At 39.4% G+C, this 17,681-nt stretch carries 17 protein-coding genes; 13 read left to right on the top strand and 4 right to left on the bottom strand.

The annotated features are described in order from the left end of the window. Positions 1-7 precede the first annotated feature (7 nt). The 4 genes from lepB to IGI58_RS06600 all read left to right on the top strand — a co-directional run bounded on the left by lepB (position 8) and on the right by IGI58_RS06600 (position 3,167). Positions 8-601: a signal peptidase I gene (gene lepB / locus IGI58_RS06615; RefSeq protein WP_429954045.1), complete on the top strand. Its 594-nt coding sequence runs from the start codon at positions 8-10 to the stop codon at positions 599-601. Between the two features lie 43 nt (positions 602-644). After that, complete coding sequence (locus tag IGI58_RS06610) at positions 645-1,337, top strand: winged helix-turn-helix domain-containing protein (RefSeq protein ID WP_429954046.1); 693 nt, start codon at positions 645-647, stop codon at positions 1,335-1,337. A gap of 200 nt (positions 1,338-1,537) precedes the next feature. Next, positions 1,538-2,056: an RNA polymerase sigma factor gene (locus tag IGI58_RS06605; protein WP_429954047.1), complete on the top strand. Its 519-nt coding sequence runs from the start codon at positions 1,538-1,540 to the stop codon at positions 2,054-2,056. Then, a complete protein-coding gene (locus tag IGI58_RS06600) occupies positions 2,049-3,167 on the top strand; it encodes a hypothetical protein (RefSeq protein WP_429954048.1) in 1,119 nt (372 codons plus the stop codon). Before IGI58_RS06605 ends, IGI58_RS06600 begins: the two co-directional genes overlap by 8 nt. A gap of 144 nt (positions 3,168-3,311) precedes the next feature. On the opposite strand, the gene IGI58_RS06595 is transcribed toward IGI58_RS06600, so the two are convergent. Then, complete coding sequence (locus IGI58_RS06595) at positions 3,312-4,643, bottom strand: IS1182 family transposase (protein ID WP_429952958.1); 1,332 nt, start codon at positions 4,641-4,643, stop codon at positions 3,312-3,314. A 335-nt stretch (positions 4,644-4,978) separates the two neighbouring features. Between IGI58_RS06595 and priA the strand changes: the two genes are divergently transcribed. The 6 genes from priA to pknB all read left to right on the top strand — a co-directional run bounded on the left by priA (position 4,979) and on the right by pknB (position 13,237). Further along, positions 4,979-7,411 (top strand): primosomal protein N', encoded by a 2,433-nt coding sequence (gene priA / locus IGI58_RS06590; RefSeq protein ID WP_429954049.1) that lies wholly within the window; start codon positions 4,979-4,981, stop codon positions 7,409-7,411. Between the two features lie 88 nt (positions 7,412-7,499). Continuing rightward, positions 7,500-7,994: a peptide deformylase gene (gene def / locus IGI58_RS06585; protein ID WP_087641813.1), complete on the top strand. Its 495-nt coding sequence runs from the start codon at positions 7,500-7,502 to the stop codon at positions 7,992-7,994. After that, positions 7,987-8,928, top strand: coding sequence for a methionyl-tRNA formyltransferase (fmt, locus tag IGI58_RS06580; RefSeq protein ID WP_429954050.1), 942 nt, complete (start codon positions 7,987-7,989; stop codon positions 8,926-8,928). Before def ends, fmt begins: the two co-directional genes overlap by 8 nt. Before the next feature lie 5 nt (positions 8,929-8,933). Then, positions 8,934-10,298, top strand: a complete 1,365-nt coding sequence (gene rsmB / locus IGI58_RS06575) for a 16S rRNA (cytosine(967)-C(5))-methyltransferase RsmB (protein WP_429954051.1) — start codon at positions 8,934-8,936, stop codon at positions 10,296-10,298. Between the two features lie 15 nt (positions 10,299-10,313). After that, on the top strand, positions 10,314-11,063 hold the full coding sequence (locus tag IGI58_RS06570) for a Stp1/IreP family PP2C-type Ser/Thr phosphatase (RefSeq protein ID WP_429954052.1): 750 nt from the start codon (positions 10,314-10,316) through the stop codon (positions 11,061-11,063). Continuing rightward, positions 11,060-13,237, top strand: coding sequence for a Stk1 family PASTA domain-containing Ser/Thr kinase (pknB, locus tag IGI58_RS06565; protein ID WP_429954053.1), 2,178 nt, complete (start codon positions 11,060-11,062; stop codon positions 13,235-13,237). The genes IGI58_RS06570 and pknB overlap by 4 nt, the downstream gene beginning before the upstream one ends. Positions 13,238-13,281: 44 nt before the next feature. Here the strand turns inward: pknB and IGI58_RS06560 are convergent, their stop codons facing one another. Next, positions 13,282-14,265 carry a choloylglycine hydrolase family protein gene (locus IGI58_RS06560; RefSeq protein WP_429954054.1) on the bottom strand — a complete coding sequence of 328 codons (984 nt, stop codon included), beginning with the start codon at positions 14,263-14,265 and terminating at the stop codon, positions 13,282-13,284. A 181-nt stretch (positions 14,266-14,446) separates the two neighbouring features. Between IGI58_RS06560 and rsgA the strand changes: the two genes are divergently transcribed. From rsgA to IGI58_RS06545, 3 genes are read left to right on the top strand one after another with little or no spacing between them, the layout of a single operon-like run. After that, the gene (gene rsgA, locus IGI58_RS06555; protein ID WP_225534739.1) at positions 14,447-15,343 is read left to right on the top strand and encodes a ribosome small subunit-dependent GTPase A; all 897 of its coding nucleotides are present in this window, start codon (positions 14,447-14,449) and stop codon (positions 15,341-15,343) included. Positions 15,344-15,381: 38 nt separating this feature from the next. Then, complete coding sequence (gene rpe, locus IGI58_RS06550; protein ID WP_429954055.1) at positions 15,382-16,032, top strand: ribulose-phosphate 3-epimerase; 651 nt, start codon at positions 15,382-15,384, stop codon at positions 16,030-16,032. After that, positions 16,032-16,685, top strand: coding sequence for a thiamine diphosphokinase (locus tag IGI58_RS06545; RefSeq protein WP_429954056.1), 654 nt, complete (start codon positions 16,032-16,034; stop codon positions 16,683-16,685). The genes rpe and IGI58_RS06545 overlap by 1 nt, the downstream gene beginning before the upstream one ends. Positions 16,686-16,718: 33 nt before the next feature. On the opposite strand, the gene rpmB is transcribed toward IGI58_RS06545, so the two are convergent. Both rpmB and IGI58_RS06535 read right to left on the bottom strand, forming a co-directional pair. Continuing rightward, entirely contained in the window at positions 16,719-16,907 is a 189-nt protein-coding gene (rpmB, locus tag IGI58_RS06540; RefSeq protein WP_010761898.1) for a 50S ribosomal protein L28, read from the bottom strand. 518 nt (positions 16,908-17,425) lie between these two features. Then, positions 17,426-17,557: a hypothetical protein gene (locus IGI58_RS06535; protein ID WP_254909570.1), complete on the bottom strand. Its 132-nt coding sequence runs from the start codon at positions 17,555-17,557 to the stop codon at positions 17,426-17,428. Positions 17,558-17,681: the final 124 nt, after the last annotated feature.

Genomic DNA, 17,681 nt, shown 5'->3' with positions numbered 1-17,681 from the left:
GGCTGAAATGAATAGAAAAAGAATAATTCATAAGAAAAATCGTAAACGTCAGAAGCACAAAGAACTTGGAAGAGAAGTAGCGATCACTTTTTTGATCGTCATTTTGATCGGACTATTGCTTTCACGATTTGTATTTTCCTTACCTGAAAATGTTGGGTATGGAATGATGAGTAGTCTAAGGGAAGGAGATCGTGTTTATGTCAATCGTTTAGGTAAACTGCGGCGTTTTTCCTTGATTTATTTTAAGCAGCCGGATGGAAATGGCACAGCCATTCGGCGAATCATTGGCTTGCCGGGAGAACAGGTGCGTTACACCAATGATGATCTGTATATAAATGATCGACTAGTAGTAGAACGTTTTTTACAAAAGTCATTGGCTCAAGCAAAATTAGCTGATGAAGTGATCACAAAAGATTTTGATTCAACTGATATTCTCAAAACGGATGATGGGACCATTCCGAATGATCACTATCTTGTTCTCGGTGATAATCGTGGATATGCAACAGATAGCCGCTATTATGGAGTTGTTGATAAAAAGAAGATCATAGGAACAGTTGAATTGCGCTGGTGGCCGTTTTATCAAATCAGAAGCTACCGATAAAGGTATCAAGTAAATGTGAATTTTTTCTATGGGAGGAGAAAGTATGTATCGTATTGGTGTGGTAAACTTTGAAGGCGATGCGGCAGAATGGGCGCAGCTACAGGCGCAACTGCCGAATGATTGGGAACTGCATCAAGCAGTTTTGGATAAAGAGACTATTTTTGATCTGCTCATTTTGCTAGAAAACACGCTGGAACAAGTTGGAGCAACTTGCGCTCGATTACTGCAGTTAAACAAAGAAACAGGTTCGTTGATCTGGATTTGGTCAAAGACGCAAAATGAAATGAATCGAATGGTGTATTTAAGACTTGGCGCGGACGGTGTGATGACAGAAAATATAAGTTTAGAAGAATGGACCTTGATCGTGTCCAATGCTTTACGGCGCAAAAAAAATCATCCGCAAAAAATAAGAGAAAAAGAATCAGCTGAAACGAGTAATGATGGGCTTGTTTTAAATATTAAAAATAGAAGTGTCATCGTCAATGATAATGAAGAGGTTCAATTAACGAACCTTGAATATAAAGCGATGGATCTTTTAGTACAGAATATGGGTGAAACAGTTACCTATGAAGAAATTTATAATGCAATCTGGGGAGATCCAGAAAGTGAACACCGGAAGCTATATCGCATCAGTAATTTGATTTTTCATATACGAAAGAAATTCGAAGCTGAGACAGGAACGTCCAAGCCAATTCGAACAGTCCGTTCAAAAGGCTACATTTTGACGTTTGATTGAATAAAAAAAGTTTGAACATACCGAAAGGAATGTGTTCAAACTTTTTTATTTTCCAGAAAGGATGAAAATTTTTCTATTCTATTGTAAAGTTTAGAAGCTTAGAAGCTTAGAAGACCTGATCAAAAATAATGAAGAAAAATAAACTATTTTGAAACCTTTAGGACAAAGTTGTCGTCTAATAGGTGTAAGGGAGGAGAAAAATGGAAAAAGATTTGCAAATCAAGCTGGTCAAAAAAGCAAAGAAAGGTGATGCGCACGCCTTTGTACAGCTTTGCGAGATGTACCAAGTTGTTTTATATAATACAGCTTATAAGCTGTTGTTAAATGATGAAGATGTTGCTGATTGTTTACAGGAAACTGAAATTCGTGCTTGGCAGAAAATTACAAATTTAAAAAACGAAGCTGCATTTAACACGTGGATCTTTCGAATTATGGTCAACAGTGCGAAAGATATTTTAAAAAAGAGAGTCAAAGGAATCGAATTCGAAGAAAAGCATGTACAAAACGGAATAGTCGATTGTGAAATACCTGATTTAACCCAAGAATTGAATGCATTATCAGAGAACTATAGAATCCCGCTTGTTTTATACTATTACGCAGGTTTTAGCATCAAAGAAATCTCAGAACAATTAAAAATGTCAACGAACACAGTGAAAACAAGACTGATGCGTGGCAGAGTGAAATTAAAAAATCTATTGGAGGAGGAAAACAATGGATAAAAAAATAATTGCTACACTTAAAAACGAAAAAGAAATTCCAAAAGAAGTTATGGAAAAACTGACACATAGTCGAACAGCTATTTTAAATAATAAGATAAAACAAGATAAAAAAATCAAAATAAGCTATATGTATAAAATCATCATTTCAATCGCACTTGCAGCGCTCGCGTTGTTGTTCATCATAACGAAAACGCCTGTTGGTGCAGCAATCGAGCAAGTCTTTGGAATCAGCAAAGATTCTGGCGTTGAAATAGTAGAAAGCAATCAGATTCCGACACAACTGGATCTAACAAGCGTTTCTAACGGCAGAGAAATCAAGCTGACAAAATTTGTCTCAACGAAGAAGAAATTTGCTTTTGATTATCAATTTGAATTGGACGATGAGAAATTAAAAGAGTTACTACAAAAACAAAGTTCTCCCGATCGAAAATTCAAAAAAATGTCTGTAAATGCCCAAGATATCGATATCGGTCTTTTTACTGAAGGAAATACAGAAGACATACGCGGTGGTGGAATGTATAGTTCTACTTTTCGTGTGGAGGGAGATACTTTTTACGGTTCAGTTGTTGTAACACTTGATAGAGAAGATATTCCAGATAATGCTAAACTGTCTCTTCATATTTATAAATTATGGTGGACGGATGCGGAAGAACTGGATCAAGCATTTCTTGAAGCTACCGCTGACCCAGAAAATATGCAGTCATTTAGCATAGCTCCAGCTTTGGCATATGAAGGTGATTGGGTGTTCACTATTGACTATAAGCCATTGACGCAAACAGCTAAAACCAACATTACAAATGTTGATAATATCACGGATATAAGAGTGAAAAATGATGCGCTGCAAACATCTGTGAAATTTGTTGCTCCAATGAGTGAGGGGAGTTTTCCTGGCGTTACGTTGTACAAGGATGGCATTGAAAGCGAGAACCAATCACTTGGAACCGTAATAAATCTTGAAAAAGGTGAGATAAGTATTTCCTTTGATTTCAGTGCACTGGATACAACATCGGTCTACACAATTCAGTTAAATAAAGTAGATGATTTTACCGGCGAAGCACTGGAAGAAATTGGTCGTTTTGATCTTCAAAATGAAGCGGGACCGCCTAAATAGAGAAATAAAAAGTTCTGAACCATTATGATTCAGAACTCAGACTGTAGACAAATACGTTTAGGTTTCTAGAAATAGAAATTCTGAACGTATTTTTTATTTATTTCTGAAAAAAGAGCAAAAAAAGAAAGGTTCTCGCCCTTTTCTTTAGCCCCATAGGGCTAACTTTTTCAAATTCATGGCAGCAAAAATCAGCCGCGTATGGACAGCGACTTTTTCTAAGGTTCGATACTTTGTCCAGCGCATTCCGTGTTTTTCTTTGGCATCCGCAAAAACTCGCTCAATTGTTTCTTTTCGTTTGCCATAAGTTTCTCGATTAAACGCGGTATGTCGAAGATGTTCCGCTTCTTCTAAGCCCTTTTTCCAAACATGACGTGTGATGACCTTTTGGTGGCTTTCACTCCGTGTGCATTGCGTTAATTGAGGACAGTTTTGGCAAATATAACTTTTGGATTTATACTCACGATATCCTTCTCGAGTAATGGTGGAAAAAGACAATACTCTATTTTCTGGGCATAAGTAACAGTCGTAGTATTCATCATAAACAAATTGTTTTTTAGGGAGTAGCGTTCGATCGCCACGAGGTCTTGTATAAGGGAGAACAGGGCGAAGATTTCTCCGTCGGAGAAATTCTACAAAAGTAGCTGTTTTATACCCAGCATCTGCCGCAACAGCACGTACTTTGGGAAATTTGTGACAAACGGTTTTCACTAAATTCGGAGCCACTTGACTGTCATGAAGGTTTCCGGGGGTAACAATAACATCTAGAATAAAGCCGTGTTCATCACAAGCTGTATGAGCAGAATAAGCAAATTGTTTCTCTCGTTCCCCTTTTACATAATAACCACTTTCAGGATCAACTTTACTTATTTTCCGTTCTTTCAACTCACTTTCTGTTGGGAAAATAAAAGGACGCTTTCCTGCCTTGATGCGTTCCTCGTTAATTTCTTTCTCTAATTCTGATTGATAGGCCTTAGCTTCAATATGGGTCATTTCTCTAGTAAAATGGTGCTTGTTTGCATTGGCTTTGATATGAGTAGAATCCATATAGAGAACATCTTCCGTAACCATCCGAGCTTTGACAGCTTGTTCCAGTATGTAGGCAAAGATATCTTCAAAGAGTGTGGTCTCTCGAAAGCGGCGAACATAGTTTTTTCCAAAGGTAGAGAAATGTGGAATGGTTTCATTGAAATCGTAGCCTAAAAACCAACGATAAGCGACATTCGTGTCTATTTCTTTTATGGTTTGACGCATGGAACGGATACCAAAGAGATATTGAATGAAGACGATTTTGACTAAAACCACAGGATCAATACTTGGTCGACCTAAGGTCGAATAAGTTGATTCAACAATTGGATAAATGAAGGTAAAATCGATTGCTTTATCTACTTTTCGAATCAAGTGATCTGTTGGGACAAGTTCTTCCAAGGAAATCATCATGTACTGATCTCTGCCATTCATTGGGTGTTTTGTCATCATTTTTCCCACTCTCCTTTAAAACGTTTTCATACGTTAAGTATAAAAGAAAAAACTGTAGACGTCATCCCTTTTTTAGGACTTTGTCTACAGTCTGAGTTCTGAACCATTATGATTCAGAACTTTTTTGATTTAAGTGATGTATCGATCAGTTGCAATGTTCAGGACTACTCAGATACCCTCTTTACATGATTATGTATACACATATTCCATTATTATCTGTTAATTTTTTGCAATAGAAATCAGAGGAGCAAGACAAATCAAGGATTCTTTAGTACAATAAGCAAAGAAAAGCGAAAACAGAGAATCAACTGACAAGAATAAAAGGAGGAATGGACATGAGAAAAACGGCGCAGGTCATTGTTGATGTTCCAACGATGCAGACGGATCAACCGTTTACTTATTTGATTCCTTTAGACTTAGAAGAACAACTTTCGGTAGGAATGCGGGTGGCAGTTCCTTTTGGCAATGGAAATCGCCATTTGCAAGGGTTTGTTCTAGAAATCAGAACCGTTTCTGAAGCTGAAATAGCGAAGCAAACATTTCAATGGAAGGAAATCCTTTCTGTATTAGATTTAAAACCCGTGCTAAATACAGAGTTATTAGCCTTAGCAGACTATATGAAGGAAAAGACATTCGCTTTTAAAATCACCTGCCTGCAAACGATGTTACCTAGTGTGATGAGAGCAGATTACCGAAAATACATATATTTGACTGACGAACTAGAAGAAACGCTGCAGGATGAACTATTCTATGGATTAGATGAAATCGCTTGGGAAGATGCACAAGCACGCAATATTTTACCTCAGCTGATGCAGCTTAGAAAGCAGCAGAAAGTCGATATTCGTTATGAAGTCAATACTAGAAACAAAGTCAAAACGATTCGGCAGATCCGAGCGATCAAGAGCTTTGAACAGCTGGAAGAAGCGCGAATGTCGCTTAGAAAAGGTTCACAAAAAAAAGAACAGCTGATCAATTATTTACAGCAGTTGGGCACAGAACAGCTAACGACCGTCAAAGAAATGAAAGAATTGGGTTTTAGTACAGCTGTGTTAAATGATGGAGCAAAACGAGGTTGGTTGATTTTTGTTGAAACCGAAGCGTATCGTGATCCATTTGCAGATCATACCTTTGAACAAACAATGGCATTATCATTGAATGAAGAACAAAAGATCGCAGTTGATCAAGTATTGGGTTCGATGAATCAGGGAACAAGTAAGACCTACTTGTTGGAAGGAATTACTGGAAGTGGTAAAACAGAAGTCTATCTACAAATCATTGCAGAAGCTTTACATCAAGGAAAAACAGCAATGATGCTTGTACCGGAAATTTCGCTGACGCCACAGATGGTCCAACGCTTCAAGAGCCGCTTTGGTGATCAAGTGGCAGTGATGCACAGTGCGTTATCTCAAGGGGAAAAATATGATGAATGGCGTAAAATCGAACGCGGTGAAGCGCAAGTAGTAGTAGGTGTACGTTCAGCTATTTTTTCACCATTAGAAAATGTTGGTGTCATTATTATTGATGAAGAACATGAAGCTAGTTATAAGCAGGAAGAAACGCCGCGATATCATGCGCGTGATTTAGCAATTTGGCGTGGAGAGTATCATCATTGTCCAGTGGTTTTGGGAAGTGCGACACCGTCCTTAGAGTCTCGAGCACGGGCACAAAAAAATGTCTATGAGCGTTTGGTCCTAACGAAGAGAGCAAACCAGACCGCATCCCTGCCGACGATCGAAGTCGTAGATATGAGAGAAGAAGTACAAAGGAAAAACACCTCTTCCTTTTCATTAGCGCTTCAAGAAAAGCTACGGGATCGTATGGCTAAAAAGGAACAAAGTGTTCTATTGTTGAATCGCCGAGGGTATTCTTCTTTTGTGATGTGCCGTGATTGCGGGTATGTTTTACCTTGTCCAAATTGTGATATTTCATTGACTTTGCACATGGATACGAAAACAATGAAGTGCCATTATTGTGGTCATGAAGAACGGATTCCACACCGCTGTCCAAATTGTGACGGAGATAAGATTCGTTACTATGGAACTGGGACGCAAAAGGTAGAAGAAGAATTGAAGCAGTTATTTCCGGAAAGTCGAATTTTACGAATGGATGTCGATACAACTCGACGTAAAGGCGCCCATGAGAAAATTTTAACAGCATTTGGCAACCATGAAGCAGACATCTTATTAGGAACTCAAATGATCGCTAAAGGACTGGATTTTCCGAATGTTACGTTGGTCGGTGTATTGAATGCTGATACTGCATTGAATCTTCCCGACTTTCGTTCCAGTGAGCGAACGTTTCAGCTATTGACTCAAGTCAGTGGTCGAGCAGGCCGAGCTGAAAAACCAGGTGAAGTGATCATTCAGTCTTTTAATCCAGAACATTATGCAATTCAGCTGGCTAAAGCACAAGATTATGAAGACTTTTATCAAAAAGAGATGTATGTTCGTCATCGCGGCGACTATCCGCCCTTTTATTTTACCGTCCAAATCACAGCTAGTCATCCAGAGGAAAATCAAGCAGCAAAGCAGATGTTTGAAATCGTCAAGGAATTAAAGGCAGGATTATCTGACCAGAGTATCTTATTGGGGCCAACGCCAAATGCTATCATGCGGATCAATAATCGTTACTTCTATCAAGTGATCATCAAATATAAGCATGAGCCTAATTTACAGAATATATTAAAGAAAATACTGACAGATACTCAAAAGGCTACAGCACATGGACTGAAACTATCGATCGATGCAGAACCGATGAATTTTATCTGATGTTGTCTAGGGCTTCAAAAGCTAACTGTTAATCAAAAGAAAAAGACTGAGTACAAAAATGAAGTCAGTCAAATAGAAAGGAATTTTTATGCGCTATCCTATTGTGATACATCCCAATGAACGTTTGATGCAAAAAGCAATGCCGGTCACTATGATCACGGATGAAACCATCACTATTTTAGAAAATATGTATGAAACAATGATTGCTCATGACGGAATTGGTCTGGCAGCGCCGCAAATCGGTAAAAATATTCAACTTGCAGTGATCGAAGTCGACGAGGAAACGGGGTTGTTTGAATTGATCAATCCTGAAATCATTGAAAGTAAAGGAACGGATGTCGATGTTGAAGGCTGCTTAAGCATTCCGGGCACCTATGGAACGGTTGAGCGGGCAGAAGAAGTCACGGTTCGGTATTTCGATCGTGAAGGAGATGAGATCGAAGTTACTGCCTATGGTTATTTGGCTAGAGCTTTTCAGCATGAAATCGATCATTTAAACGGAGAATTATTTATCGATAAGATCATTGAACCGATCAAACCGGAAGATTTAGATGCATATATGGAGGAACATTTAGATGACTAAACTTATATTTATGGGAACACCAGCGTTTTCAGTCCCTATTTTAGAAGGCTTGATCGAAAATGGCTATGAGATCCAAGCAGTCGTGACACAGCCTGATCGACCAGTAGGACGGAAAAAAGTGATCACGCCAACACCAGTCAAAGAAGCTGCAGTCAAGCATGGATTGCTTGTCTTACAGCCGGAAAAAATCTCAGGATCTGCTGAGATGGAGAAAATCATCGAACTGGCACCGGATTTGATTGTCACAGCTGCCTTTGGACAGTTTTTACCAGAAAAGATTCTACAAGCACCTAAATTTGGTGCGATCAATGTTCATGCATCTTTACTGCCTAAATACCGTGGCGGAGCACCTGTTCACTATTCTATTATTGAAGGAGAAAAAGAAACAGGCGTGACGATCATGGAAATGGTCAAAAAAATGGATGCAGGGGACATCCTTTCGCAAAAAGCTATTCCGATCACTAAATCAGATGATGTTGGTACAATGTTTGAACGTTTAAGTGTTATAGGCAAAGAATTATTGCTGGACACGTTACCAAAACTCTTAAACAACCAAATCACGCCGATCCCTCAGGCAGAAGATCAGGTGACTTTCTCACCAAATATCACAAGAGAGCAAGAACGGATCGACTGGAATAAAACAGCTGAACAAGTAGATAATCAAGTGCGTGGCATGCGTCCTTGGCCGACAGCTTTCACTACGTATAAAGAGAGCAATTGGAAAATTTGGGCTGTTACACCTTTAACGGAGACGACAAAAGCTGCTCCTGGAACGTTGGTCAAACGTAGTAAAAAAGAGCTATGGATCGCTTGTGGTCAAGGCACAGTGCTTTCTGTGAATGTCCTTCAGCCCTCTGGTAAAGGAAAACTCTCTGTTCAAGATTTCTTGAATGGCGTAGGTCAAACAGTAGCAGAAGCAGATAAGGTGGGCTGATCAGAATGGGTAAAAAAATACCAGCACGAGTGAAGAACTCCGTACGTTATGTGGCATTGAGAACCATCGAACGTGTGGATAATGGAGGAGCGTACTCCAATCTATTATTAAATGAAATGATCAATAGCTCTGCGTTAGGAGAAAAAGACAGTCGTTTATTTACAGAGCTTGTTTACGGCACGATCAGCCGCAAATTATTATTAGAATACTATTTAACACCTTTTATTCAAAACCCTAAAAAGGTCGATAGTTGGGTCAAGAATTTGCTTAGTTTGTCCGTATATCAACTCGTTTTTCTAGATAAAATACCCGATCATGCGATCATCAATGAGGCTGTCGAAATTGGGAAACATCGTGGAAATAGCGGCATCGGTAAATTTGTCAATGGTGTATTGCGAGCATTTCAACGTGAAGGTGCGCCGAGCTTAGAAAAAATCCAAGATCCTATCAAACGCTTGTCGGTCGAGATCAGTATGCCGCAATGGCTGACAGAAAAACTGATCAAGCAATTGGGCGTGGAGGAAACAAGAACGTTGGGCTTATCTCTGTTTGAAAAAAGCCATGTCAGCGGCCGTGTTGATACAAATGAAATCAGCGTTGAAGAGGCATTAGATGAGTTGAAACGTGATCATATCGAAGCTTCAGCCAGTCGGGTTTCGCCTTATGGTGTGGTAGCGGACAAAGGTTTTTTAGCCGGCAGCTATCTATTTGGCGCTGGACAGCTGACCATTCAGGACGAAAGTTCAATGTTGGTGGCACCAGCGATGCAAATCGAAAAAAATCATGTTGTGCTGGATGCTTGTGCAGCGCCGGGAGGAAAAACGACTCATATTGCTACCTTTTTAGACTCTAAGCAAGGTGGACGTGTAAAATCATTAGATATTCATGATCATAAAATAAAATTGATCAAACAAAATGCAGAACGTCTTCATGTGAAAGAGGTAGTAGACACTGAAAAACTAGATGCACGTAAGGTTGGCGAAGAATTTCCTGCTGACTATTTTGATCGAATTTTAGTCGATGCACCTTGTTCTGGGTTAGGCTTGATGCGCAGAAAGCCGGATATCAAGTACCATAAATCAGCACAAGATTTTGAACAACTGCCAAAAATCCAACTGGAAATTCTGGAAAGTGTTGCCCCAACATTGAAACAATGGGGTATAATGGTCTATAGCACTTGTACGATTGCCAAAGAAGAAAATCAAGAAGTTGTTGCAGCATTTTTAGAGAAGCACCCTGAATTTAAAAAAATCGATGTGAAAGCCAATGACCTTGTACAGACTGCTGTTAAAGATCAAATGCTGACATTATACCCGCATCAATTAGGAACAGATGGCTTTTTTATTTGTTGTATGCAGAAAGTTTGTTAAACGAGGTGAAGCAGAGTGGAAATCAATTTTCAAACAGATGTCGGACGGAGACGAAATACGAATCAGGATTATGCTGGTCTATTTGAGAATCAGACGGGTCTAGCTTTAGCGATTTTGGCTGATGGAATGGGCGGTCATCAAGCGGGTGATGTTGCTAGCCAAATGGCAGTGAATAATCTAGGGGCACGCTGGCAGGAAAGTCAAATTGAAACATCAGAAAAAGCAGCACAGTGGCTGATCAAAGAAATTCAAGATGAAAACGAGCGGATCTATCAAAAAGGACAGTCCCAACCAGAATATTTAGGGATGGGGACAACGATCGTCAGCGCAGTGTTGATGGAACAATCCTTTGTACTGGCGAATATTGGCGATAGCCGTGCCTATTTAATACGTAATGAGCAGTTGGTTCAGCTGACAGAAGATCATTCATTAGTGAACGAATTGGTAAAATCTGGTGAAATTACCCGTGAAATGGCAGCCAATCATCCGCGGAAAAATGTTTTGACCCGCTCGTTAGGCATGCCGGGGACTGTCGAAGTAGATGTAACGAATCATCTTTGGGTGCCGGATGATTATATTTTATTGTGTTCAGATGGGTTGACGAATATGGTTTCTGAAGAGGATATATTAGCGATCATACTTTCAGATAAACCACTAAAAGAAAAAGTGTCAACGTTGATCACTCAAGCCAATGAAGCAGGCGGAGCGGATAATATTACCGTTTTGGTAATCCATTTTGACGAACAGAAGGAGGCAAACCAATGATCGAAATCGGCAGAAAATTAAATGGTCGATATCACATTATTGGCAATATCGGTAGTGGCGGAATGGCGAATGTTTTTTTAGCCCATGATTTGATTTTGGATCGTGATGTCGCAATCAAAGTACTGCGTTTTGACTTCCAAAACGATCAGGCAGCGATTCGCCGTTTCCAAAGAGAAGCTTTAGCAGCTACCGAATTGGTTCATCCGAATATCGTCAGTGTGTATGACGTTGGTGAAGAAGATGGGCTTCAATACTTAGTCATGGAATATGTCAAAGGAATGGATTTAAAGCGATATATCCAGACACAATATCCGATTCCATATGCAAAAATCGTAGATATCATGGAGCAAATTTTATCAGCAGTTTCTCTGGCTCACGAACATCGGATCATTCATAGAGATTTAAAGCCGCAAAATATTTTGATGGATGAAAGTGGCGTAGTGAAAATCACCGATTTTGGGATTGCCATTGCTTTGACTGAAACATCGATCACACAGACAAACACGATGCTGGGCTCTGTTCATTATTTGTCACCTGAACAAGCCAGAGGTAGTATGGCGACAAACCAATCCGATGTGTATGCAGTTGGGATCATCTTATATGAAATGCTGACTGGAAATGTCCCTTTTGATGGAGAATCAGCTGTGACGATTGCGTTAAAACATTTTCAAGAAGAAATCCCTTCTGTTAAAATGGTCGACCCAAATATACCGCAATCATTAGAAAATGTGGTGTTGCATGCAACAGCAAAAGATCCAGCAGATCGTTATAAAACTGCGGAAGAAATGTCCCGAGATCTATATACGGTACTTGCGGCAAATCGTCTGTACGAACCAAAGTGGGAACCTAGTGGTTTGATTGGCGAAACAAAGATCTTAACGCCGATCACTGATGAAATGAGCATGCCTTCAGCATTTGCTGCGATGGAGACACCTCCAGAAGAACGCAATGAACATGAAGAAATCGAGCAGCAAGAAGCAGAAGCACAAGTGAAAAAGAAGAAAAGAAAACGAAATCGAATCATTGTATTTGTCATTTTTCTCCTAGCTTTATTGATTGGTGGAGTTGTGTATCTAGCCAGTCAAGGAAGTAGTGAAGTCAAAATTCCAGATGTATCAGGTAAAACAGAAGCTCAGGCTAGAACGATTTTAAAAGATGCTGGTCTGAAAGTTAAATCAGAATCGAAGCAAATACAAAGTGATGATATCGAAGAAGGAAAAGTGGTCAAAACAAATCCTGAGATGGATTCTACAGTCAAGAAAAATCGAGAAGTCGAGCTCTATATCAGCTCTGGAAATAAGAAAATCAAGCTAGTTGACGTGACAGGCGATAGTTATAAAGATGCTATCGAAAAGCTAGGTGAACAAGGGTTCAAAGAAAACCAAATCAAGATCACTAGAGAGACAGATACTGATGCAGATGAGGATGAAGTTATCAGTCAATCGCCAGAAGCTGGTGAAGAAGTCGATCCGAAAACAGATGAAGTGACATTAGTTGTTAGCGAAGGACCGGAAGATGTTTATCTGGCAGACTATGCAAGTCTAGGCTACAGTTATGATAGTGCTGTGGCAGAACTGTTGAGCTACGGCATCAAATCAAATCAGATCACACGTGTGGATAAGGCTAGTGATACAGTAGAAAAAGGTTTTGTTATGGAACAAAATCCAGCACCAGGTAATCCATTTAATCCGAAAAAAGGCAAAATCACCTTAGTGGTCAGCTCTGGACCGGATAAAACGACGCAAACAAGCTCCTCTGAATCAAGTAAAATTTCTTTAGGTAATTACGAAGGACGTTCTTACAATAATGTGGTGGCTGATTTAGTCGCACTTGGAATCAAGTATGAACAAGTCGACGAAGCAAGCGATACAGTAGAAGAAGGCGTTGTTATTTCGCAAGAACCTAAGTCAGGAGCTTCGTTTGATACTAAAAGCGATAAAGTTATTCTACGTGTAAGTTCCGGTCGTGGAAACGGGACGGTACCAGATGTCAGTGGTTTGACTGCTGCTGAGGCTAAAGCGAAGATCGAAAGCAGTGGCTTTGTTTACGCAATTGGCTCTGGAGATGCAGTAAAAGGAAAAGCAATCAGCACATCACCAGGATCTGGCGGAACACTAAAAAAAGGTGAAACAGTTACTGTGAATTATGAAACTATAAGCGACGAAAATAGCTAAAATAAAAATGAAGCAATCCTCTGAAAAGAGATTGCTTCATTTTTTTAATTTAAAGAAGTTGCCTTAAATGTAGCTTCGATACCAAATTCCGTAGGCTCGCTTGCTGTCAAAAGCTCTTCAGTCAAGGTAACTGAAAATACATCTTGGGTACTATAAGGATTCAAGTAGTAAACAAGATCATCAACATCCATAATCGCTCGATATTGAGTATAATCAACAGATCCATCATTTTTGATATTGACGCCTTTTGGAATCGTGACATTATCTAAAATGTGGAAAACGGCATTAACAGCATCTCCCGTTGTTTGGCCTTTTTCAGTTAAATGACGTGTATAAACAGTTCGGGCGAATCGTTCAGGTGAGGTATATCCTCCTGGTAAACCAAAAGTGCCGGAGCCTTGTCCAAAAGGTTTAAGCTCATAGCCGTCAATAGAAGTCGCTGGGTTATTTGTTGGTTTGATAAAAATGTAATTATTCAAATTTTTCAAGTGCCATTCAAATTCAGGACTATTTGTCATTACGCCGATCGGGTTATCTTTGATCTCGATCGTTCCGCTATTTGTTTCTACGACAACTGATTTTCCTGTTCGATCGGTAATGATAAAGTGCAACGGAACGGTGATCCCTAAAAGCGAGACAGGTGCATTCACAAGTACGATTTCATCTATACGTTGTTTTAGCTCGTCGATCGTTGCGATTTCGCCAAGAACCCAAAGAATGAATTCGTGAGGAGCAAGATTTAGTTTGTTCTCTACAGGTTCAGGCACGTATTTTGCTTCATCTAAAAAATAAAGCTCAGCAATGGAAAGCCCTTTTTCATTCACACCATCAGCAAAGAAATACTCTTCCAATTTACGGCCAGTACCGACAAATCCGTATGGTGACTGCTGTTTTTGTCCGAAATGAGTTGTCCAAGCATGATTTCTAGGCATGGCGATCGGTCTTCCGTCAAGTTCAAAACCAAAATCCATCGTTCTAGCCAAGAAATGATTTTTTTGTGTTGATTCAAAAGTTAAACTTGTGCACATATGTTTTCCTCCAAGCTAATTGATAATAAAACAATTATACAACGAATCATAGATATAATATGTCTACAAACTCTTAAAAAGTAAAAAGAAACCATTCTTGAGTAATGAATGATATCGATATGAGAAGAAGTTCAATAACTTTTGGGAATGTGGTAAAATGAAACCAACAAAAACTAAGGAGGTGGCATTTCTGAAAGGTCAAATAAGAAAAGCATTAAGCGGATTTTATTACATTTATGCTGACGGTCAGACATATCAAACAAGAGCACGCGGCAACTTTCGGAACCGTAAAATCACACCATTAGTCGGTGATGAGGTGATGTTTGAAAGCGATAGTTTAATAGACGGGTATTTATTGGAAGTCTTTCCCAGACACAATGAATTGGTACGTCCGCCTGTTGCAAATGTGGATCAAGGTGTCATCGTTATGAGTATGGTAGAACCGAATTTTTCATACAATTTGCTGGATCGTTTTTTGGTGACGCTTGAGGAGAAGGAAATCACACCGATCATCTATTTAACGAAAATCGACTTGCTTACTGGTGATGAGGCAGTCAAGGTAGCAGACATTCAACAAGTATATGGTGAGCTTTACTCAGTGATTGCAGCAACAAGTACAGGAGATGAAGAAGCCGTTCGTGAATTGGAGCAGTTTTTCCCAGAACGACTGACTGTATTTATGGGACAGTCTGGTGCCGGAAAATCAACATTACTGAACAAAATTTCTCCAGATCTGCAATTAGCAACGAATGAAATTTCCGAAGCGTTAGGGCGAGGAAAGCATACGACGCGCCATGTAGAACTTTTACCATTGTTTGATGGTTTAGTTGCCGATACTCCAGGATTTAGTTCAATTGACTTTTTAGAAATGGAAACAACCGAGCTGCCAAAGCAATTTCCTGAATTTGTCAAAGCGGCACATTTATGTAAGTTTCGTGAATGCATGCATCGAAAAGAACCAGGCTGTGAGGTAAAAGCGCTCGTGGAAACTGGTGAGATCGCGCAGACACGTTATGATAATTATCTCCAGTTTTTATCAGAGATCGAGAATCGCAAACCAATGTACAAAAAGAAATAACCAAATCACGTAATCAGAACATGAGGGAGGATTTTTTTATGAAATTAGCACCATCGATTTTAAGCGCGGATTTTGCAAATTTGGAAAGAGATATTCAATTGGTTGAAAAATTAGGAGCGGACTATATCCATGTTGATGTGATGGATGGGCAATTTGTTCCCAATATCACTTTAGGCCCAAATGTAGTTTCTGCGATCCGTCCAACTACGAAATTACCGTTGGATGTTCATTTAATGATCGTTCAACCAGAAAATTATATTGAAGAATTCGCTAAAGCGGGTGCAGATATCATCACGGTTCATCAAGAATCTACACCTCATATTCATCGTGCTGTCCAAATGATCAAAGCATCAGGTGTAAAAGCTGGAGTCGTTATTAATCCAGGAACACCATTATCAGCGATTGAATATGTGTTGGACTTAGTAGATCAAGTATTGATCATGACAGTAAACCCAGGATTTGGTGGTCAAAGCTTTATTGAAAGTTCATTAGACAAAATTGCCCAGCTAAAAGAATGGAAAGATACAAAAGGCTATACGTATGATATTGAAGTCGATGGCGGAATCGAGCCGGAAACAGCGAGACGCTGCAAAGAAGCAGGCGCTAACGTTTTTGTTGCGGGATCATATATTTATAACTCTGAAAGTCCTAAAGATAGAATTGCAGCATTGAGAGCTGTCTTGGACTGATGAATATACTACTTGTGGCTGGCGGCTCGCCGAAAGAATGGCCGCAGTTTTCGATCGAGCAGTTTGATTTTATCATAGGGATCGATCGTGGTAGTTTGTATAGCTTAGAACGTGGCTGGAAACTTGATTTAGCTGTGGGCGATTTCGATTCGTTGAGGCAGGAAGAGTTTGAACGTGTAAAAAAAGAAGTAAGAGAAATCGAGCAGGCACAAGCTGAAAAGGATTTTACAGATACTCAGCTAGCGTTGATGAGGGCGTTTGAAAAATTTCCTGAAGCGGAAATAACGATCATTGGTGCGACAGGCGGCAGAGCGGATCATTTTCTTTCAAATCTTTGGTTGCCGTTAGAGCCGGAATTTCAAGCGTTTGCTTCACAAATTCAGTTGAAGGATCGGCAAAACAGTATTACGTATTACGGTCCTGGAAGCTATTCGATCGCAAAAGAAGTTGGAATGACGTACCTCGCTTATTGTTGTCTGACACCAGTCAACAACTTAACCTTGACAGAAAGCAAATATACTTTGGATCATGTGGATGTTCCGATACCGACATCCTATGCCAGTAATGAGTTTGTAGGTAACCGCGCATCGTTTTCATTTGATTCAGGGATGATCGCTGTGATTCAAAGCAGAGATTTAAATAAAAAAAGCTGAACGGAAACGTTCAGCTTTTTGCATTATTTTCTATTAAACACGCTCGATTTTACCAGATTTCAAAGCACGAGTTGACACCCAAACTTTTTTAGGTTTACCGTCTATCAATACACGAACTTTTTGCAAGTTAGGTTTAACAGTACGTTTAGTAGCGTTCATTGCATGTGAGCGGTTATTGCCGCTGCTTGTCTTACGACCAGTAAAGTAACATACTTTTGCCATTTTTAGTTTCCTCCTTTGCTTTGATCTCGGAGCGATAGTTTTCAGCTCATACTAACTTAATTTATCATAGAAAGTAGATTTTGGCAAGCGTATTTTTTGGTCTGTAACAAAAAAAGAAAATAAGTTTAAGTATAAAAAAACAGTGATCTAAGCTGGATCACTGTTTTTTTTAGGCTATACTATTTTTTTATAGATCCGATCGATAAACATGAAGAGCAAAAATAGCCGCTAAGAACAACTGTAATAATAGCCAGTATCACTTTTATTGCTATTGGTTTAACAAAAATCGTTGCTGCTATAAGTAGAAATAATATGCCAATTATTACAGGAATATATTTTTGGTCCATAGTGAACGCCCTCTTTCTTTTTTCTTCATCTTTACGTGACAATGATTGCGACCCCAACAGCTGCGCCAGCTCCAACAAGTGCTCCAGCACCCATACACCAGCCGCAATTTAGATTTTTAACGGTACATTCAGTCATTTTGATTGCTTTCATATATGTTTCCTCCTAATCGATTAAGTCAACACAACGGCTAAGCCGGCACCAGCTGCAATAACGCCAGCACCAATCCCAACACCAGTCCAAAAATCAGTGCCGTGTGAATTCAATGTTTTTTGATCTACCTCTACAAATTTGATTAATTTCATCACTATACCTTCCTTTCACCTATTAATTGTAATGTTTTATATAGAAAATGCTTAGAATTTCCAAAACCAAATTGGCGGAATGATGGAAATAGGATATATAGCCCATTTCATAATGTTTTGCTCC

The sequence above is a fragment of the Enterococcus sp. AZ020 genome, assembly GCF_050499205.1.
GTDB classification, from domain to species: domain Bacteria; phylum Bacillota; class Bacilli; order Lactobacillales; family Enterococcaceae; genus Enterococcus_L; species Enterococcus_L dunnyi.
The sequence above is the reverse complement of the archived record's forward strand: the minus strand, read 5'-3'. Positions and strand labels throughout refer to the sequence as shown.